We start from the raw sequence: 19,326 nt of genomic DNA on the forward strand, positions 1-19,326 counted from the left end.
CCATTGGTCTTCGCACACTTCGTCCCCGAATCGCACGAAGCGCATCCGGCGACCGATGATCACCGCCGAAAAGCGGAATCGGATGACGGCACATCGTCCGGTCGAGTGGACCTGTACGACCGAACGAGCGACGGGTACGCGAAATGCGCGGAACCCGCCCACACCGGTCGGTAGAACCGAATCTCGTCGACGCAGTGCACGGTCCACTCCCGGGGGTTGAGATGGCGATACACGTTCGCGCGGTGCGGTACCCGCCACGACAAGGGGTCTGACGATGTAGCCGCACATTCCCGGACTCGGGGTCTCTGCTGATCGATCCGGAACAGGAAGGTCACGGGTGTGAGTGGGTACGGAGTCGAGATCGGTCAACTGCGGGCTGCGTCGAAAGCGGCGGCTTCAGCCGCGGACCAGGCCAGGGAGGTGCGCCCGGGCACCGACTTGGGCGCGATCGCGACGGCGATGCCGGGCGGGGAGTCGGCGAAGGGCGCGCCGGCCCTGGCCTCGGCGTTCGACGAACGCGCGGCGGGGTGGGCGGGCGAGATCGACCGGTGGAGCGAGTCGGTCCTGTCGTCCTCGAAGACCTACGCGGAGAACGAGGACGCCGCCGAAAGAGCTTTCGGGGGATGACCGCCGGCTACGACGACGTCCGCAAGTGGGACGCTGAGGCGCTCGACGCGTCGGCCACCAACCTGGGCGGCAGGCGGGACAGGCTCGTCGGGTTGCAGGACGAACTCGACGGCGCGAGGAAATTGCCCGACTGGCACGGCTCCGCCGGCGAACTCGCGCGCGGTTCGCTGGGGAGCACGCGGGACAAGGCCGAGATCATGATCGCGGAGCTGTCCGCGGTCAAACGCGCACTGCAGAGCGCGTCCGACGACGTTTCCTCTTTGCAGTCCCGGGTTTCCAACAACGATGCCCTTGCCGACGCCTACGGGTTCCACATCTCCCCCGACGGCACGATCGTGGACAACAGGCCCGTCGACAACAGCCCACCGGGATCGTCGCACGAGGCCGACGAACGCATCGCGGCCCAGCAGCACCGCGAGAACATCAAGAGGCAACTGGAACAGGAGACCAAGGCGATACTGGCCACGGCGAACAGCATCGACGCCACCCTCGCGCGCGTGCTGCGACTCGCGCAGGACGGCAAGATCAGCGACGACGGCGCGACCACCCTGGCTGCCGCCGGGCAATCGGGTGAGATCGACGCCCAGGTCGTCAGGATGGAGCAGTCGCTCCGGGACGCCGGGCTGCTGACCGGGCCACCCGCGTCCGGCCACTACCGGCAGTGGCTCGAGAACGCCGTGCGCCGCGGCGTACCGATCGACACGATCGAGAAGATCGCCGCCGAACACCACATCACGCCGGAGGACTTCAAGGTCCTCGACGGGATGGAGGAGATCCGGGAGGACGAGGACGGCGACGGGACGTCCAAGTCGTACTTCATGATGCCGACCGACATCAGCGGCGACGACGCCGCCAAGGCGGTGCGGATGACCTACGTCATGAACGCGGGCACCGACTACGGCACCGAAGGGGAGAAAACCGACTTCCCGCAGACCCCCTACGGCTCGGGAGAGCTCAACCGCATCATCGAGCGGCAACGGGCGAACGACTGGAGCTACGACGAAGACGTGGCGTTCGTGCACGGCAACGGCGGACGGCTGGTGACCACCCCGAACGGCATGATGATGGGCCTGGGCGGGAACCTGGTCCAGGACCAGTTCAGCCAGCAGGGCGGAACGGCCTGGGGCGACACGTTCATGCTGAACATCGACGACCCGGAGGACGCCGCGCAGCAGCTCCGGGAGGTGGCCGGGTCGGGCCACGTGTGGTACGACGGCGAGGGCGGACCTCAGCGGGGCGATCTCGACCTGGACCGACTGCTCCACCACGAGGAGCGCCACTCGCAGCAGTGGGCGCGGGAGGGCTACACGGGCTTCCTCGCCTCCTACGTGTGGGAGCAGGTCACAGGCGGCAACGAGACCGAGGAAGACGCGGGGCTTTCCGATGGCGGGTATCGCTGACCGGCGGCGCGTCGCCTGCGCCGTCCTCCTCGCGATGTCGGTGACCGCTGCGTGCGGGACCAAGGCCCCGTTCGAACCGTCGCTGCCCACGGCGACCGGGTTCCGCGTCGACGGCGACGTCCTGAAGCTGTGGACCGGAACCCCCTGCAACGGCGTCACCGGCGTGACGGTGACCTTCGACTCGGGCACCACCAGGAGCGCGGAGCAGGCGTGGTCCGCACCCCCGCCGGGGGTGCTGTTGGAGCGCATGGACCTGCTGAGGACCTCCGGGGAACCACCTCCGGACACCGCTGAACCGCTTCGGGTGCGGAAAACCCTGGTCGAGGGTTACGACTGGACCAAGTCGGACTCGATCAACTTTTCCGTCGACGGCCCGAGCGCGTACGGCGCCAGGGTCGACGTCGGACGGGTGCTGGACGAGTCGGCCCGGCACCCGTCCGACAGCTACCTCTTCGGCGGGCGCGGCTGGATGGACGCGGCGGACGTGGAGCGGGAGAACCAGAAGTCGTTCCTGACCGTCTGCACCCCCGACTCCGGCTGATGAAGAGGTCGGACCGAACCACCTGCGGAGCCGAACATGGACGCACCGGACGGCACCACACGCAAGAGCGCTCTGCGAACAGCGCTGAGGCGCATCGTCCTCGCCGTGTTCAGCTGCGCGGTGGCCCTGATCGCCCTGCTCATCGGCGTGGGGCTGCTCAGCGTGACCGGGTTGTCCACCGACCCGCACGGTTACGGGGTGTTCGCAGCGATCCTGTTCGCGGCGCTGCTCACCCCGATCACCCTGGTGCTGTGGCTGCTGTACCGGTTCCTGCGACGAGACGGCAGGTAGCCGGCGGTACGACGCCCGAACCCGCGGCCTGGCGGGGAGATCCCGGCGTCGCGGCACCCGGACGCACCCCACGGCGACCTGGTCGACCTCCCTCCGCCCACTGGCCGAAGCTCTGCCGGCCTGCGACGCGGGCAGCTCCGCGCGGTTCCTGATCCGCGACCGGGACGAGAAGTGCCCGACACCGTTCGACACCGTCCTCGTCGGTGTCCGGTTACCGCGGACAGGCACGGTCGTAAAGCTGGGCCGACCGGGTGCTGCAGGAGTTGCACGTCCTCGTCGAGCACCACCCGACCGACGAACTCCTGCTCCTCGGCGTCCGCGCCCTGTTCGAACCCGGGCGCCACATCGCCATTCCTGCCTGGGCCGACCGCCTCACCACCCTGATGCGCCAGGTCTACGGCGCCGAACCGTCCGCGGACGCACTCGCCCACGCCCGCCGCACGACCGCCACGACCCGCCGTCCCCCACCACCCGCGCCCCACAGCCGACCGACCCGAGTCCACCGGCCGTCGAGCCGTGGCCGACGTCGTCCACGGCTGTCCCGAGGTCGCGGTTCAGGGCCGCACCGCCACCCCCGTGCCGACGGGCCCCGGCGCGGGGCCGACGGCACGAAGGGCACCGCGAGTCCGCGCCACGACCGACCGGTCCCGGGAATCGACCCGGTCGCACTCGGCCCGCTGTCGCACTCGGCCCGCTGTCGTACCGGCTGCGGGCGAGGCCGGAACCGGCCCTCGCGCGGGTCGCCTGGACCGGCGACCTGGCCTGGGAAAACGGGGTTCCACCACGCGCAACAGTGGATCAACGTCCCCGGTCGTGCGCGGCGATTGACTCGTTCGGCCCACCCGGGCACCGGTAGTAGCGATCAGGGGTGCCGCAAAGGACGAGGTTAGGCCTGTGGGCGTAAAAAACTGCTCCACAGTTCGACAACGCGTCACGATCCACGCGTCGACGCATCCTTCATAGGTAGGGGATGCCGTCGAACCACTGCCACGACAGGCACGTCGAGGTCGGCAGGCATCTCGCCACCCCCCGGAAGGAGCACCACGTGGAATCACGTCCCCGCCACCTCGCGCCGCGACGCGACGCGCGTGCCGCCCCCGACGAGGAGACGGACACCCCCGCGACGCATGACGGCGTTCGACAACCGGTTCTCGTCGAATTCCTGCACGAGGTCCTCGGCACCTGGGGGACCACCACCCGCGCGATCGTGCTCCTGGTGACGGTCGCGGCCCTGGTCGTGGGTGCCCTGGTCGTGTTGCCCCTGTCGATCGACCTCGGCCCGGTGCGACTACGCCCCTGACCGGGGCCCGGCCGGCGGGGACCTCGTGGTGGGTCGGGACCGCCGCCGGCGCGCGTCAACGCGTTGACCAGTCCGGCGACGACCAGGAGCACGCCGGCGGTGTGGGGCACGACCCGGTGGACGGTCACGCGGAACCTTTCAGGCGGGCGGCCGTCACACCGGGCGGCTCACGCGGACCGGGGGTGGGCGCTGATCCGGGCGGTCACCCGGCCACCGGTGCCGGAACCCACTTCGGGATCGGGTCGTAGGCGTGGACGTCGTGGGCGGGGACGACGTGCACGCGGTCGGCCAGTGCGATGACGCGCAGGAGGGCGTCCCGCACCCGCTCGGGCTGGACGTCCGCCAGCACCCGGAGCACCTTCGGGCGCTCGGCTCGCAGGGTCACGCCCTCCGACTGCCACGTCAGGTCGCCGATGAAGGCGAAGCGGCGCTCGTCGGGGAGGGTGACGAACACGATGACGGACCCGTCGGTGTGGCCACCGGCCTCCACGATGACGACCGAGCCGTCGCCGTGGACGTCGTGGCTGCCGGGGAAACCGAGGTACGGGGGTCCGTCGAAGGTGTAGTGGTGGATTTCGCGCCCGCTCGCGATGTCGCGGAAGACCGTCGCGTCCTTGGCGCGGTCGACGTAGCGCTGTTCCGCCGGGTTCATCCAGATCGGCACGTCGAGTTCGTCCAGACCGCTGACGTGGTCCCAGTGGGCGTGGGTGATGACGACGCCCCGCAACCGTCGCAGGTCGTAGTTCCCCAGCTGCTCCCGGACCGTCGCGCCGAGTTCGTGCGGGGTGCGGCGGTAGGCCGGCATGGCGGCGATGTGCGCCTCCACGTTCGCGCCGAACCCGGCGTCGACGAGGAGGTCGCCCGAAGGGTGCTGGATCAGCACGGCGGTCGCGGCGAACTCGCGCAGGTCGGAGAACGAGCCGCCGCGGTAGGCCAGGGCGGCGCGGTTCTGGTAGGTGCCGGTCGGCAGTTGGTGGAGCGCCATGCCCTCCGGGGGCGACGCCTCCGGCAGCGGGCCCGTCCACGGGGCCGGTGCGGGCAGGGGCGCGGGCCGGAACGACCGGACGGCGAGGAACGAGGCGGCGAGGACTGCGAGCGCCACGCCGATCAGGGCGTAGGTCATGGGGTGCCGTGCCTTTCCGGGGTGCGGAAGAAGTGGTGGATCTCCTCGGCCGCCACCGACGTGCGCGCTTGGCCCACGTACAGGGACAGCAGAACGGTGAGGACTTCGAGGCCGGGCCGCCCGCGCCGAGGATGGCCTCCTCGGCGAACCGGCTGCCGACGCGGTCCTCGAACACGCCCGGCAGCTCGCTCGTGCCGACGCCGAAGGTCTCGGCGCAGACCGCTGTGCCGCGGGCGGTTCGGTCGTGCGGGGTTTCCCCGTCGTGGCTCACCCTTCGATTGGACCCCGCCCGCGGGTCGGGCGGCCAACACCCGATCCGGCGGAGCCATACCGTCGGGGTATGGTTCGGGAGTGGTGGACCTGCGCGTTCTCGGCTACTTCGTCGCGGTGGCGGAGGAGCTGAACGTCGGTCGGGCGGCGGCCCGGTTGCACATGTCCCAGCCGCCTTTGAGCAGGGCGGTCCAGCGGCTCGAACGTGATCTCGGCGCGGAGCTGTTCACGCGTTCCGTTCGCGGGATGACCTTGACCGAGGCGGGGCACGCGCTGCTGCCGGAGGCACGGGAGGTGCTCGCCCGGGTCGGGGCGCTGCCGTCCCTGGTGTCGCGGGCGGCCGATGCGCGCACCATCACCATCGGGACGCTGGCCGACAGCGTGGACCGCGCGGGCCGTGACCTGATCGACCTGTTCCGCGCCCGTCACCCGGGTGTGGAGATCCGCATCGTGGAGGGCGACCTCACCGATCCCACCGTGGGGGTCGCCCTCGGCAAGGTCGACGTGGCGCTCACCCGCGGCCCGTTCCAGGCCCCCGGGGTGGTGATCGCCGAGATCCGCCGTGATCCCGTCGGGGTCGTCGTCCGCACGACCGACCCGCTGGCGTCCCTCGACCGGGTCCACGTGGACGACTTGCGGGACCGGCGCTGGTTCCGCCTCCCCGACACCGCCGACCCGCACTGGCGGGACTACTGGGCCGGCGGTCGAACCCCGGCGAACGACGCCGACACCACCGTGCGGACCGTCCGCGAGTGCATCCAGGCGGTTCTCTGGTCGAACGCGATCGGTCTGGCCCCCCTCACGATCAGCGAGGCCCCCGGCATCACCGTCGTCCCGGTGGACGGTGTCGCCCCCAGCCCGCTCGTCATCGCCTGGCGCCGCCGCGATCGAAGCGCACTGGTCCACGGTTTCGTGGACATCACCAGAACCGTCGCGCGGCGCACGCGGGAGAACCGCGGTTGACCCTGGTCTGAGCGCACCTCGGTGTCGGCCACCGGGGCCCCGGCACGGCGACCGGTCCGGCGCGGGCCGCTACCAGGTAGCCGGCCGCGCCCGCGGCGGTGCCGAAGATCGCCGGCGACCCCGGCGCGCTCACCCACCTCGTGGAGCACCACGTGGTGCGGGTACAGGCCCGGGACTCGTCCGGCTGAACCCCGGTACGGGTCACCGGCGGACCCAACGCCCGTGGGCGCGCGGGTCGACGTTGCCGCCGCAGATGACGGTGACGACGTGGCGGTCGCGGAAGCGGTCGCGGTCCTCCAGCACGGCGGCGACACCGAGCGCGGCCGAGGGCTCGACGACCAGACCGGCGTGCTCCCAGAGCAACCGGATGCCCGCGATGATCGACGACTCCCGGACGAGGACCGCGTCGTCGGCCACGACGAGGAGGTCGTCCAGGACCTCGGGAACGGGGTACCGCCCGGCGACGCCGTCGGCGATGGTGTCGGTCGGCCCGGTGGTCACGACGCGGCGCTCGTGCCAGGAGCGGGTCATCGCCGGCGCGCCCGCGGGCTGCACGCAGATCACCTCGACGCCGGGGGCCAGGCTCTTGAGCACGTAGCCGATCCCGGTGGCCATCGCACCGCCGCCCAGGGCGATCAGGACGGTGTCGAACCCGGGCCGCGCGTCCACCAGTTCCAGCCCGATCGTCGCGGCGCCCTCGCAGGTCTCGACGTCCAGGCTGTCCTCCAGCAGCCGGACGCCGCGCTCCCGCGCGATGCCCGCCGCCCGCTCGCGGGCCGTTTCGATGTCGCCGTCCACCAGTTCCAGCTCCGCCCCCAGCGCACGGATGCGGTCCAGCTTGGCGACGGACGCGTGCCGCGATGCCACGACCGTCACGTCGAGACCACGCCGCCGACCCGACCAGGCGAGCGCCTGACCGAGGTTCCCGGCGCTGGCGCACACCACGGCGGCCCGTCCCTGCTCGCCCAGCAGGCTCGTCACCAACTCGGTCGCCCGCCCCTTGAAGCTGCGGACGGGGTTCGCCGTCTCCACCTTGACGCTCACCGCGCAGCCGAGACGGCGTCCCAGCGCCTCGCACGGGTCCAGGGGGGTGTCCAGGAAGACCGGGTCGACCACCCGGCGGGCCGCGTGGACCCGGTCGAGGTCGAGCCGCGTCCTGAGCACGCCGGGACGATACACACCGACGACGCCGGTCGAGCGGGCCGAGGTGCGGGAACGGCGCGACCCGGCGGGGTTCCCCACTGCCCGGGCACGGCGTCGCGCGTCGTCCCCCGGCCACGTGCGACGCGTGGACGCCCCGGGATGAAGGCGGCGACGACCAGGGCGAGCAGCGCCGCCGCGCCGGCCAGCAGGACGGTGGTGAACGCGGCGGGGTCCGGGACCGCGCGCCCGCTCACCGTCGTGGTGCCGGCGGCGAGGAGCAGTCCGGTCACGGCACCGGCGGCGGACGTGCCCAACGACCGGCAGAGGTTGTTCAGGCCGTTGGCCGCCGCGGTCTGACCGGCGGGGACCGCGTCCATGACGAGCGAGGGCATCGCCCCGTGGGCGAGCCCGGTGCCGGCCCCGACGAGGGCGGTGCGGACGAGCAACTGCCAGAGCCGGGCGTGCCACAGCGCCGCGAAGCCGTAGCTGCACGCGAGGACCAGGGCACCGGCCACGAGCGCCACCTTCGGCCCGAAGCGGGTGGTCATCCTGGCCGACACCGGTGACGTGGCGATCATGCACACCCCGCCCGGCGCCTGCAGGAGGCCGGCGACGAGCATCGACTCGCCGAACCCGTACCCCGCCGTCGCGGGCACCTGCAGGAGCTGGGTGAACACCAGCGAGTTCGTCAGCACGGCGAAGCCGAAGGCCACCGAGGCGGTGTTGGTGAGCAGGACCTGCGGCCGGCGGCTCACCCGCAGGTCGATCAACGGTTGCGGGGTGCGCAGCTCCCACGCGCCGAACAGGACCAGCAGCGCGGCAGCGCCCGCGAACGACCCGAGGGTGAGGCCGCTCGTCCACCCCCATCCACCGCCGCGGGAGACGGCGAGGAGGAGGCAGACCAGCGCTCCCGAGAGCAGCAACGCCCCCAGCGGGTCGAACCGGCCGTCCCGCGGCCGCGACGCGCGGGGCACGACGAGCAGGACGAGGACACCCACCGCGGCGGCCGGCCCGCCCGCGGTCCAGAACAGGACCCGCCAGTCGGTGCACTGCGCGAGCAACGCCGACAGCGGGATGCCCGGTGACGCCCCGACGCCGAGCGACGTGCCCATCACCGACGTCGCGGAGGCCAGCCGGCGCGCCGGCAGGTGGTCGCGGAGCAGGCTGATGCCCAGGGACACCACACCGGCGGCGGTGCCCTCCAGGGCGCGACCGGTGACGAACCAGCCCAGCGAGGTGCTGAGCGCCGTCACCGCGGAACCCGTGACCAGCAAGGAGAGGCAGCACAGCAGGACGCGTCGCTTGCCCTGCACGTCGGCGAGCCGGCCTGCGATCGGGATGGACACCGCCCCCGCGACCAACGTGGCCGTCACGGCCCACGAGGCTTCGCCGGGGGTCGTGCGCAGCAGCGCCGGCAGGTGCGGGGGCAAGGGGATGACGAAGGTCTGCTGCAACGACACCGTGGTCCCCGCGAGGGCCGGCACGGCGATGAGCGCCCTCGGTGGCGTTGTCACGGGTTCTTCGGGAGCAACCGCTTGGTGCTGCGCCGGCGACGAACGCACTCGGCACGGCCGTCCACGACCGCGAGCGCGCACCACGCGTCGCGGAGGCACGATCGCGGGCGTGGCGCCCGGTGCTACGCCCTGGCCTGCCGGACGCCCCGCCGCCACACTTCCCTGATCGACAGGGAGTCGCCGATGTTCCTCGTCGGGTCACCGTCGACCAGCAGCAGGTCCGCACGAGCCCCCTGGACGATGCGGCCCCGGTCGGACAGGCCGAACCGGCGCGCCGGCACGGAGGTCGCCGCACGCAGCGCCGCGACGGGGCTGAGACCTGCTTTCACCAGCAGTTGCATCTCGTGGTGGACGCTCGCGCCGTGCGCCATCCCGCCCAGTTCCGGCCACGCCACGGACACGTCGGTGCCCACCAGGAGGTCCACCCCGGCGGCGTGCAACGCCCCGACCGTCGCGAGGACCGCGTCGAAGTCGCCCTCCGGGTACCTGTCGAGACTGCCGTTGAGGGTGTCGCGCCACTCGGGGCTCAGCCTGGGCCCCACCCGTTCGTCGGCCGCGAGTTCGGCGCCGGTCCGGCCCATGATCGAGGCGTTGAGGCACAGGCACGGCGTGATGAACACCCCGGAACGCACGATGCCCTCGACGAGTTCGGGCGTGTGCGGGCGGTCGATGAACAGGTGGGCGAGACCGCTCATGCCCGCCGCGATGGCCTGCTCGGTCGCCGCGACGGTCAACGTGTGCGCGACGGCCAACTTGCCGAGCCGCCGCGCCTCCAGCACCGCGGCCCTGATCGTCTCGTCGCTCATCACCGGCAGGTTCGGCGCACCCAGGACGTGCCCGTCCTCGATCATGATCTTGATGAAGTCCGAGCCGCCCCCGACCCGCAGGCGAACGGCGGCGACGGCCTGTTCGGGGGTCGTGACCTCGGACTCGGCGGGGTTGGGCCCGGACCCGCCCTCGGGCGGCCCCTCCCCCGCACCCTCGGCCCCGGGCGGCGGGCCGTCGGGCACCAGCTCGCTGGGGTGACCCCCCGGCGCGGTCAGGCCGAACCCCGCGGACCGGACGTCGGCCAGGTCGTCGCGGTCCGCGATGGACTCCCGCCCTTTCGCGTCGAACCCGCCCTGCATCTCCAGCTCGGTGGTGACACCGAATAGCAGCGCGTTGCGCAGGCCGTCCTCGGAGGTGTGCACGTGCGCGTCGATCAGCCCGGGCAGCAACGTGGCGCCGAGGGCGTCGACGACCCGGGCGTTCGACGGCGCATCCCCGGTGATGCCGACCACGGACCCGCCCTCGATCAGGACGGTGTGCTGGTCGAGCACCCGCTCGCCGTCGAAGACCCGTGCGTTGGTGATGGCGGTCAGCCCGGAGGACGGTTGCTCCGGACCGCCGGTGGAGCACGCGGTGACCAGGGCCGACGACCCGGCCGCCACCGCGGCGGCACCGACCGACCCCAGCAGGGCACGACGAGTGACAGGACACATCGGGGCATCTCCGTTCAGGATGAGCGACGATCAGACATATGCATGTTGCTTACATGTGCAACTTACACACATTTGCTCGTACGGTGTGCCCTTCCTGAGAGAACCCTCAGCCAACGGCCCCGGCGCACCGGGGCGCACTCACCCCTTGATCGCCTCGGCCGCCGAGTCGACGTACTTGATGATCAACCGCGCGAGCTCCCGGCGCTCGGCCTCGGGCCAGTCACGGGTGATGTGCTCGAACGCCTGGCGCTGCTGCGAGCGGAAGCGGTCCCGAAGGCCGAGCCCCGTCTCGGTGAGCTGGAGCACCGCCCGGCGGCCGTCCACCTGCGAGGGCAGGCGCAGGACGTAACCGTGGGAGATGCAGTCGGCGACCATCCTGCTGGCCACGGAGGGGTCGACGCCCAGGACGTCCGCCACGTCCCCGACGCCGATCTCCCCCTCGGCCTCGTCGATGACGTTCAGCACCAGGTTCCGGTTCAGGTCCTTGCGCTCGACCGGCGGATCGACGGCCACCTGCGTCGTACGCCTGCGCAGCCGTGCGAACGCGGGACCGATCAAGTCCAACAGGTCGGCATCCGCAGCGTCTCGGGACTGGTCGTCGTTCGTCACGTGCCGACTCTAGAACATCGTGGACAAAACACACATGCTCGACGTCACGCATACAACCGCGCGTGGTGAGGTTGTCCCAAGCCGCAGCCGTCGACCACGGAGTCGTGCGGAAGCGGCTCACGACCCCTCGGCGCGACCCCGCCTCGGCACGCCCAGGGCGAGGACCGCGGCGAAGGCACCGCACAGCACCACCTGGTAGCCGAACGAGATCGGCACGCTGGACGCGAGGTGGAGCGCGCCCGCGAAGCCGGCCGCCCACCACCCCGCCAGCGCGCCCAGCGCGAAGCCGTGCCAGAGCAGGAACACGGCGCAGAAGACCAAGACCGCCACACCCGGGGCGGCCCGGCGCCGCACCCGGCGCACCATCGGCACGAGCGCGGCCAGGTTGACCGGCAGGCTCAACACGACCAGCACACCCAGGGCGGCCTGGTCGAACCTGGTGACCCCACCGGGCGGACCGCCGAACAGCAGCAGGGCGGACGCCGCCTGGACACCGGTCGCGACGACCGCGAGCAGGCTCGCCCACCAGCCTCGGGACTTCTCCATCCGACTCCACTCCGCTGCTCACGCGACGACGACCGGGTCAACGGCGCGCCCGTCGTGGCGGACGACAGCGCCCACCACCGCGGACAATCATGCCCGGCCGGCAGCAGCGGACCTCGACCTGCCCGAACGGGCCGTGCTCACCACGCCGCGTGAACTCGCACCGCCTGCAGGACAACCGCGTCGTCACCTCGGCGAACGACAGCAGGGCGTTCACCAAACCCGTCCACACAGGTGAGGAGCGCGATCAGGACAAGGGCTCGGGATGACCGCGGGGAGCTCGTGTTCCGCAAACGGCGCCCGCCTGTGCGTACTCGCGGTCTCAGGCCGGCGGTTGTCGGTCGAGCAGCCCGGCGGGGTCGGTGCTGTAGGCGACCATCCAGCTGGGGTCGATGCGGTACCAGACGTTCTCGTCCCAGAACGGGTCGTCGCCGTCGCCGTCGTAGTGGTTGACGAGGTGGTCGCGGACGGCCGGCCAGGTCGGGTCGCCGCTCGTCCCCTCGGGGTTGAGCGGGACGGCGTGTCCGTGCGTGAAGATGCCGAGCTGCTCGCCGCACAGGAAGGTCGCGCTGATGCCGGGCCGTGCCGCGAGATGACGGGCTTTGGCGGCCTGGCGGTGGGTGCCGAAGATCCAGCGGCCGTGCAGGAAGTGCCCGTCGACGCCGCTGATGCGCGGCTCGCCGCGCCGGGTGACCGTGGCGACGGCCAGGGTGCACATGCCGCGGCAGACCCGGACGACCTGCTCGGCATTCAAGGTGCTGTCACCTGGCCGGATGATGGATTTGAGGTGGCTGCCGGAGCCGGCCAGGGACGTGTCGAGCAGGACCTGGAGGCTGCGGATCTCGTCAGGGGTTTCGAACACCCGGCCAGTCAACCAACTCCCACCGACAGTGTCGGCTCGGTGCAGTCGCCGACCGGGCGTGGGCGAGTCGGTAGGAGGTGGGTGCCGGTCCCGAGGATGTCGCCGGCGAAGGCGAGTCGGCACCGTCAGGCGCGAAGTCACGACCGACTGCTCATCATCAATGGGCAACGCCCCGATACGCCGCCGACCAGTCCTCGGCGGCTTGACCAACGAGTACGAACCACAGCAGCGTGAAGCGCAGTTCAGATGGCATGGCCGACTTCTGGAACCCCACAGGATCCGCAACTGCCGACGCGCACTCCTCGACCGCACCCTCATCCGGAACCAGCGATACCTGCTCCACGCCCCATGCGAGTACGAGAAGTTCTGCAACACCCACAGGCCGCATCAAGGCATCATCGTCCCCGACCGCTACAACCGCTGCCACAGCCGGCCGCCGGTCAAACAGCCGTCACCCCCTTGACGTTCGCCGACGACAACGACCGGGGGACGCCTCAACGAATATCGTCATGCTGCCTGACCAGCGTGGATGAGGTTTCGACAGGCACAGCCCTCTGGCTCGCCCTCCGGGCGGTGACGATTGATACCCTTCACCTCGACATGCGCCGCATGTCAAGGTGAAGGGTTCAGCAGATGAAGATCCGCAGCGCGGACGGCCAGGAATACCACTTAAACGACTACCACTTCATCCACCGCTACCGGTTCGTGAAGAAGGTTGGCACCTCGGTCGGCACGCACGTCGTCCTGCTGGAAGATTTTCGGCAGTGGAACGAACTGGCCACAGCCGCCGCCGCGGCGCCGCGGGCGTTGTTCAAGTGTGGCGGGTACGCGTGGGAGAAGCGCAACGGCGAGATCTTCCCGACCTCGCAGGGCCAGGCGGTCGACCTCACCGGCGAGGAGATCAACGCCCTGGCCGCCGTGATCCTGAGGGACGTCGACCCGTCGTCCACGCTCAAGCGCACCGAGTTCACCACCGCGCTGCGGAAACTGCGCAGGCTCGCGAGCATCCCGGTCACGCAGGAGCTGGACATCCAGTTGCCGCAGGTACTGCCTCCAGGCGTCGGGTACGACCGGCGCACCTGGAATTCGCCGGTGCGGGACCGCTACATCTGGGGAGCGGACGGCAGCGTCGAATACCCCCACATCCACTGCTTCCTCGAAGACGGCTACATCACCTCGGCTCAGGCGACGGTGTCCCCGGCCCCGGGCTCGCAGCACAAACGCGGGTTCAAGTTCCAGAGCGACCTCACTGTGATCCGCAAGGGCTCGTCGGCGGACGATCAGAACGTTCTGGACGAACTCGAACGGGTGCTGAGAGCGGTCGTGACCGGTGAAGCGCTGCCGACGACCGCAACCGGGAAGAAGGACAAGCCGGCACTGGACCTGCCGAAGGTGAAGGCGGAGGTCTACGACGCTGCGTTCGTTGACTACGCGGCCACCAACGACGTCCCGGTGGGCTGGGTGCACGCCGCCGCGACCGCTTGTGACATCAAGCCCGAGGAGATCGCCGGTTACCCCCTGGAGTTGCTGGTGGAGATGGCGTCGCAGGAAGGCGTGGTGCAGACCGAGTACGCCCAGAACAAGGAAACGGCCCCTGAGGAGCGCAAGTAGCCCTTCGGCACGACCGGTTCCGAACGCCGCGGGCGGTCCGGGAGCGCACCACGGCAGCCCAACCGCAGGTCACGAACTCTGGAACCCCACAGGGCGACACGGCGGCCGGACGCGACCAGATCGAGGACCTCGCGCCGGAACCCGGGTGGGTACCGCTTGCGCATCGCGGGCGGTCCTCCGGGCTGCCGAGACGAGTGATCACCCAGTAACCGACTCCGTACGACCAGAGGAGGATCAGTGACCTGCGGTTGCCCTTCGTGTTCAGGACACAGCAGGTCCTGAGCACGACGCGGACACCATCGCCCTGATCTGCGTGTCGACCTCGCGCAGCCGCTGCCCGGATCGCGCGTTGCCCACCGCCACCACCTCGGCGAGGATCGACAGGGCGGTCTCGGCGAGTGACGCCCCGCCGAGGTCGAGGCCCGCCGGGCCGCTCAGGCGGTTCAGACCGGGGGTGCCGGCCAATCGTCGCAGCCGCTGGGCATGGGTGGTCCGACTGCCCAGCGCGGCGACGTGCCCCGCTCCGCTCTCCAGCGCCGCGCGGATGGCGCGGTCGTCGATGCGGGGGTCGTGCGTCAAGGTGACGACGGCGTCCTCGGCCCGGAGCCGGTTGCCGACGATCCACTCGTCCGGCCACGCGCGAACGACCTCGCAGGTGGCGGGAAACGCTCCGGACGTCACGTGTTCGGGGCGCGGGTCCAGGACGACCACTCTGCGGTGCAGGGGTTCCGCCATCCTCGCCGTGGTTGCGGCGAGGTCGGTGGCGCCGACCAGGACGAGCGTGCTGCGCGGCCTCAACTCCTCCACGAACGCGGACCCGCCATCACCGGACGGCGGCCACGCGGCGGTGGTCGCCACCGACCACGAGTACGGCGGTTCGAGCTCGATGCGCACCGCCAGCAGCCGGTCATCCGCCAGTGCGGAGGTGATCGCGGCCCGCACCGGGGCGTCGGGGGCGCGGGTGAGCAGCACCCGGAGCTGACCCGCGCACGCCGGGGTTTCCTCCCACGGCATCAGGTGCGCGGTCGGGGAGACCGTCGCCACCCGGGGCGCGGCGCCGTCGAGCACGGCGCGCGCCGCGTCGAGGACGATGCCCTCGACGCAACCGCCCGATACCGAGCCGCGCCACGTGCCGTCCTCGGCGATCGCCATCGTGGCGCCCAGGGGCCGGGCACCCGTGCCGTCGCGACCCACCAGGCGGGCCAGTACGACCTCCTGACCCGCGTCGTACTTGACCTGTGCGAACGGCCAAACCTCCCGCAGCACGGCTGTCAGTCCTCGATGACGCGGTCGAGCCGGATCGGCAGCTCCCGGTGGCGTTTGCCGGTGGCGTGCCAGACGGCGTTCGCGATGGCCGCGGCGACGGCCACCGTGCCGATCTCGCCCGGCCCCTTCATCCCGAGCGGGTCGTCGGGCTCGTGGTCCTCGACGAAGTCGGCGTCGATGAACGGCACGTCCGCGTTCGCCGCGAAGTGGTAGCCGGCGAAGTCCGCGTTCACCTGCCTGCCGCTGACCTCGTCGCGCACGACCTCCTCCTGCAGCGCGATGGACAGGCCCATGACCATGCCGCCGGTGAGCTGGCTGCGGACCATCAGCGGGTTCACCACGCGCCCGACCGCGAACCGCCCGACCAGCCTGCGCACCCGCACCTCTCCGGTGGCGGGGTCGACGGCCACCTCGGCGAACACGGCGCTGTAGGAGTGCCGTTCACGGTGCGGCCGCGACATGATCTCCTCGGTGGTGTCGGAAGTGACGGACACCGGCAGCGCGGGCCCCGGCTCGAGCTGCTCGAGCAGCTCCCTCGCCGCCGCGACGATCGCCCAGCCCCACGAGGTCGTGCCCAGCGATCCACCGGCCTGCCACGCCGGGCCGATGGCACTGTCGCCGATCCTCAGCCGGATCCTGTCCCAGCCGACGCGGAGCGCGTCGGCGGCGATCGCCTGCAACGCCGTGCGCGCGCCCGTGCCGATGTCGATCGCCGCGATGGCCACGGTGAACGTGCCGTCCTGCTCGGCGGTGATCGTCGCCGACGACGGGAAGGCGGTGGTGAGGAACGACGTGCCGGCCATGCCGGTACCGATCAGCAGGTGGCCTTCCCCACGACGGCGCGGCCGGTGGTCCCGGCCGGTCCACCCGAACCGGCGCGCGCCCTCGGACAGGCAGAGCTGGAAGTTCCGGCTGGTGAACGGCAGGCCGGACACCGGCCCGACCTCCGGTTCGTTGCGTCGCCGCAGTTCCAGCGGGTCCATGTCCAGCCGCTCCGCCAGCTCGTCCATCGCGGACTCCAGCGCGAAGGACCCCGGCGCGGTCCCGGGCGCGCGCACCGAGGCGACCGGCAGGATGTTCAGCGGCACCACGTTGAGCCTGGTGCGGATCGCGTTGGCGGCGTAGAGGGTCTTGGCGATCTCCACGCAGTTCTCGATGAACTCGGACCTGCCGGAGATCTCGAAGGCGGCCTCGTGGCCGATCGCCCGCAGCCTGCCGTCGCGGTCGGCGCCCAGCCGCACGCGCTGGTCGGTGCGCGGGCGCGCGGACGTCGCCAGGAACACCTCCTCCCTCGTCAAGGTGACGCGCACCGGGCGGTGGAAGAGCATGGTGGCCATTGTCGCGAGGATCAGTTGCGGACCGAGCCCTGTCTTCGACCCGAAGCCGCCGCCGACCTGCTCGGCCTGGACGCGAACGTCGGACAGCGGCTTGCCGAACAGCGTCGCGAGCTGCGCCGCGATGCCGTACGGCGCCTGGTTCGAGTCGATCGCGCGCAGCACAGCGCCTTCCAGCCAGGCCGTCGCCACGTGCGGTTCCATCGCACAGGCGTGCTGGGCGGGCGTGGTGTAGCTCTCGTCCACCACCACCGCGGACGCGGCCAGCTCGGCGTCCAGATCGCCCTTGTCCGCGTCCGGGCCGAACGCGGGCAGTGCGGGCCGCGCCGCCGGGTGACCCGCGGAGAACGCGATGTCGTGCGGCTCTTCCGCGTAGGACACGCGCAGCCGCTCGGCCCCGGCACGGGCCTGCTCGTGGGTCTCCGCCACGACGAGCGCGACCGGCCAGCCACCGTGGGTGATCCGGTCGTCCTGCAGCAGCTGCAACTGGCCGTCCGGACCGAAGAAGGGCGAGCCGGCCCTCGGGTCGACCCGCGGCGCGTTGCGGTGGTCGATCACACCGATCACACCGGGTGACGCGAGTGTCGCGCTGATGTCGACGGCTGCGACACGACCGCCGGCGATCGTCGCGGTGACAACCGCGCCGTGAGCGAGCCGGTCGATCGGGATGTCGCCGGCGTAGCGCGCCTTGCCGCTCACCTTGTCGCGGCCTTCGACCCTGGTGCGCGGCGTGCCGATCGCGGGCGCGGACGACTCGGAAATCTCGGCACCCGTGCTGTCGAGCACCTGGTGGTGTGGGTTCACCTTGTCGCTCCCATCCGGTCAGTGGAGGATCTCGGTCAGTACGGACTGGATGAGGTTGCGTGCCAGCCTGAGCTTGTACTCGTTGTGCGGCAGCGGTTCTGCCGCACCGAGCTCCGCCTCGGCCGCGGCGCGGAACCGCTCGGGGGTGGCCGGTCCACCGTGCAGTTCCTCCTCGGCGATCCTCGCTCGCCACGGGTGCGAGGCGACGCCGCCCAGCGCGATGCGCACCTCGCGCACCTGGCCCGAGCGCACGACGAGATCGGCGGCGACGGACAGGGTGGCGAAGGCGTAGGACGAGCGTTCGCGGACCTTGCGGTACCGCGACCGTTCTCCCGCGGCGACGCCGGGAAGCGTCACGGAGGTGATCAGGGCGCCGTCGGGGAGCGTCGTCTCCAGGTGCGGCGTGTCGCCGACCGGGCGGTAGAACCGCGAGAGCGGGATCTCCCCTTCGCCGTCCAGCGTCTCGTGGTGCACGACCGCGTCGAACAGCATCATCGCCACCGCCATGTCCGACGGGCTCGTGGCGACGCAGGCCGGTGACGCGCCGAGGACGGCGTGGTTGTGGTGCACGCCGGCCAGTGCGGCGCAGCCACTGCCGGGCACCCGCTTGTTGCACGCCGACGACAGGTCGGCGAAATACGCACACCTGGTGCGCTGCAACAGGTTTCCCGCTACCGTCGCCATGTTGCGCAGCTGCCCGGACGCGCCGGCCAGCACCGCCTGGGACAGTGCCGGGTAGCGGCGCCGGATCTCGGGATGAGCGGCGACGTCGCTGTTCGTCGTCGTCGCACCGATCACCAGGTCACCGTTGCGGGCCTCGTGGACCCCCGCGAGCGGCAGGGCGCGCACGTCGACCAGGCGATCGGGTACCTCGACACCGCGCTTCATCAGGTCGACGAGGTTCGTGCCGCCCGCCAGGAACCGGGTGTTCCCCTGTCCCACCGCGGAGGCCAGCGCATCGTGGACCGTGGTCGCGCGGCTGTAGGCGAACTCCTTCACCTGTTCACCTCTTCACGTTCGGCGGCCTCGAGAACGGCGCGCACGATCGACGGGTAAGCGCCGCAGCGGCACAGGTTCCCGCTCATCCGCTCGCGCACCTCATCGGCGTCGAGGGGGCGGTGCGGCTGGTCAGGTGAGAGGTCGGGGGTAACGGCGCTCGGCCATCCCGCCGCGTGCTCGGCCAGCACCCCGACGGCCGAGCACAGTTGCCCGGGAGTGCAGAACCCGCACTGGAGCCCGTCGAGCCGCACGAACGCCTCCTGGACCGGCCGCAGCTCGTCGTTCACGGCGAGCCCTTCGACCGTGGTGACCTCAGCCCCCTCCGCGGCGACCGCGAGCGTCAGGCACGACACCACGCGCCTGCCGTTCACCAGCACCGTGCACGCACCGCACTGGCCGAAGTCACACCCCTTCTTCGGACCGGTGTGCCGCGTGTCCTCCCGCAACGCGTCAAGCAGCGTTCGGCGGTTGTCCACGGTGAACCGGTGCGTGGTTCCGTTGACGTGCAGCGATATCTCACTTCGAGCGTCGTTCGCCATCGCGCTCTTCCCTTCTTCTGGCCCGATCAGGACAACAGGCGAGGCCCGAGAGGAGCCTGATGTCCGCGAACTCTCGCCCGGGACACGCTGGATCCGGCCGCGCCGA

Annotated in this window: 19 protein-coding genes; 7 read left to right on the forward strand and 12 right to left on the reverse strand. The window is 71.3% G+C overall.

Annotated elements, in window-relative coordinates:
• Positions 1–339 precede the first annotated feature (339 nt).
• From ACR807_RS23340 to ACR807_RS23360, 5 genes are all read left to right on the forward strand, one after another.
• Positions 340–627, forward strand: coding sequence for a hypothetical protein (locus tag ACR807_RS23340; protein ID WP_438923520.1), 288 nt, complete (start codon positions 340–342; stop codon positions 625–627).
• The gene (locus ACR807_RS23345; RefSeq protein ID WP_438923521.1) at positions 624–2,027 is read left to right on the forward strand and encodes a WXG100 family type VII secretion target; all 1,404 of its coding nucleotides are present in this window, start codon (positions 624–626) and stop codon (positions 2,025–2,027) included. The genes ACR807_RS23340 and ACR807_RS23345 overlap by 4 nt, the downstream gene beginning before the upstream one ends.
• Positions 2,011–2,568 carry a hypothetical protein gene (locus ACR807_RS23350; protein ID WP_438923522.1) on the forward strand — a complete coding sequence of 186 codons (558 nt, stop codon included), beginning with the start codon at positions 2,011–2,013 and terminating at the stop codon, positions 2,566–2,568. The genes ACR807_RS23345 and ACR807_RS23350 overlap by 17 nt, the downstream gene beginning before the upstream one ends.
• A gap of 36 nt (positions 2,569–2,604) precedes the next feature.
• Entirely contained in the window at positions 2,605–2,859 is a 255-nt protein-coding gene (locus ACR807_RS23355; RefSeq protein ID WP_438923523.1) for a hypothetical protein, read from the forward strand.
• Positions 2,860–3,904: 1,045 nt separating this feature from the next.
• On the forward strand, positions 3,905–4,159 hold the full coding sequence (locus ACR807_RS23360) for a hypothetical protein (protein ID WP_438923524.1): 255 nt from the start codon (positions 3,905–3,907) through the stop codon (positions 4,157–4,159).
• Between the two features lie 202 nt (positions 4,160–4,361).
• Here ACR807_RS23360 and ACR807_RS23365 read toward each other — a convergent pair whose 3' ends face one another.
• Positions 4,362–5,282 (reverse strand): MBL fold metallo-hydrolase, encoded by a 921-nt coding sequence (locus ACR807_RS23365; RefSeq protein ID WP_438923525.1) that lies wholly within the window; start codon positions 5,280–5,282, stop codon positions 4,362–4,364.
• A 351-nt stretch (positions 5,283–5,633) separates the two neighbouring features.
• Between ACR807_RS23365 and ACR807_RS23370 the strand changes: the two genes are divergently transcribed.
• Positions 5,634–6,515: a LysR family transcriptional regulator gene (locus ACR807_RS23370; protein ID WP_438923526.1), complete on the forward strand. Its 882-nt coding sequence runs from the start codon at positions 5,634–5,636 to the stop codon at positions 6,513–6,515.
• A 201-nt stretch (positions 6,516–6,716) separates the two neighbouring features.
• Here the strand turns inward: ACR807_RS23370 and ACR807_RS23375 are convergent, their stop codons facing one another.
• From ACR807_RS23375 to ACR807_RS23405, 7 genes are all read right to left on the reverse strand, one after another.
• Positions 6,717–7,631 carry a threonine ammonia-lyase gene (locus tag ACR807_RS23375; protein ID WP_438923545.1) on the reverse strand — a complete coding sequence of 305 codons (915 nt, stop codon included), beginning with the start codon at positions 7,629–7,631 and terminating at the stop codon, positions 6,717–6,719.
• The gene (locus tag ACR807_RS23380) at positions 7,556–9,172 is read right to left on the reverse strand and encodes an MFS transporter (protein ID WP_438923527.1); all 1,617 of its coding nucleotides are present in this window, start codon (positions 9,170–9,172) and stop codon (positions 7,556–7,558) included. Before ACR807_RS23380 ends, ACR807_RS23375 begins: the two co-directional genes overlap by 76 nt.
• A 122-nt stretch (positions 9,173–9,294) precedes the next feature.
• Positions 9,295–10,653 carry an amidohydrolase family protein gene (locus ACR807_RS23385; protein WP_438923528.1) on the reverse strand — a complete coding sequence of 453 codons (1,359 nt, stop codon included), beginning with the start codon at positions 10,651–10,653 and terminating at the stop codon, positions 9,295–9,297.
• A 138-nt stretch (positions 10,654–10,791) separates the two neighbouring features.
• Positions 10,792–11,262, reverse strand: coding sequence for a MarR family winged helix-turn-helix transcriptional regulator (locus ACR807_RS23390; RefSeq protein WP_438923529.1), 471 nt, complete (start codon positions 11,260–11,262; stop codon positions 10,792–10,794).
• A 117-nt stretch (positions 11,263–11,379) separates the two neighbouring features.
• Positions 11,380–11,808, reverse strand: coding sequence for a hypothetical protein (locus ACR807_RS23395; protein WP_438923530.1), 429 nt, complete (start codon positions 11,806–11,808; stop codon positions 11,380–11,382).
• 319 nt (positions 11,809–12,127) lie between these two features.
• Complete coding sequence (locus ACR807_RS23400) at positions 12,128–12,667, reverse strand: pyridoxamine 5'-phosphate oxidase family protein (protein WP_438923531.1); 540 nt, start codon at positions 12,665–12,667, stop codon at positions 12,128–12,130.
• A 157-nt stretch (positions 12,668–12,824) separates the two neighbouring features.
• Positions 12,825–13,010: a hypothetical protein gene (locus ACR807_RS23405; RefSeq protein WP_438923532.1), complete on the reverse strand. Its 186-nt coding sequence runs from the start codon at positions 13,008–13,010 to the stop codon at positions 12,825–12,827.
• Positions 13,011–13,300: 290 nt separating this feature from the next.
• On the opposite strand from ACR807_RS23405, the gene ACR807_RS23410 reads away from it, so the two are divergent.
• The gene (locus ACR807_RS23410) at positions 13,301–14,278 is read left to right on the forward strand and encodes a hypothetical protein (RefSeq protein ID WP_438923533.1); all 978 of its coding nucleotides are present in this window, start codon (positions 13,301–13,303) and stop codon (positions 14,276–14,278) included.
• Between the two features lie 261 nt (positions 14,279–14,539).
• Here the strand turns inward: ACR807_RS23410 and ACR807_RS23415 are convergent, their stop codons facing one another.
• Genes ACR807_RS23415 through ACR807_RS23430 form a run of 4 tightly spaced genes read right to left on the reverse strand, consistent with a single transcriptional unit; the run spans position 14,540 to position 19,220 of the window.
• Positions 14,540–15,544 (reverse strand): XdhC family protein, encoded by a 1,005-nt coding sequence (locus tag ACR807_RS23415; RefSeq protein WP_438923534.1) that lies wholly within the window; start codon positions 15,542–15,544, stop codon positions 14,540–14,542.
• A 5-nt stretch (positions 15,545–15,549) separates the two neighbouring features.
• Complete coding sequence (locus tag ACR807_RS23420) at positions 15,550–17,682, reverse strand: xanthine dehydrogenase family protein molybdopterin-binding subunit (RefSeq protein ID WP_438923535.1); 2,133 nt, start codon at positions 17,680–17,682, stop codon at positions 15,550–15,552.
• Positions 17,683–17,700: 18 nt separating this feature from the next.
• Positions 17,701–18,681, reverse strand: coding sequence for an FAD binding domain-containing protein (locus tag ACR807_RS23425; protein ID WP_438923536.1), 981 nt, complete (start codon positions 18,679–18,681; stop codon positions 17,701–17,703).
• On the reverse strand, positions 18,678–19,220 hold the full coding sequence (locus ACR807_RS23430; protein ID WP_438923546.1) for a (2Fe-2S)-binding protein: 543 nt from the start codon (positions 19,218–19,220) through the stop codon (positions 18,678–18,680). The genes ACR807_RS23425 and ACR807_RS23430 overlap by 4 nt, the downstream gene beginning before the upstream one ends.
• Positions 19,221–19,326 lie beyond the last annotated feature (106 nt).

It is taken from the genome of Saccharothrix sabaoui (genome assembly GCF_051756985.1).
Taxonomy (GTDB): Bacteria; Actinomycetota; Actinomycetes; order Mycobacteriales; family Pseudonocardiaceae; genus Actinosynnema.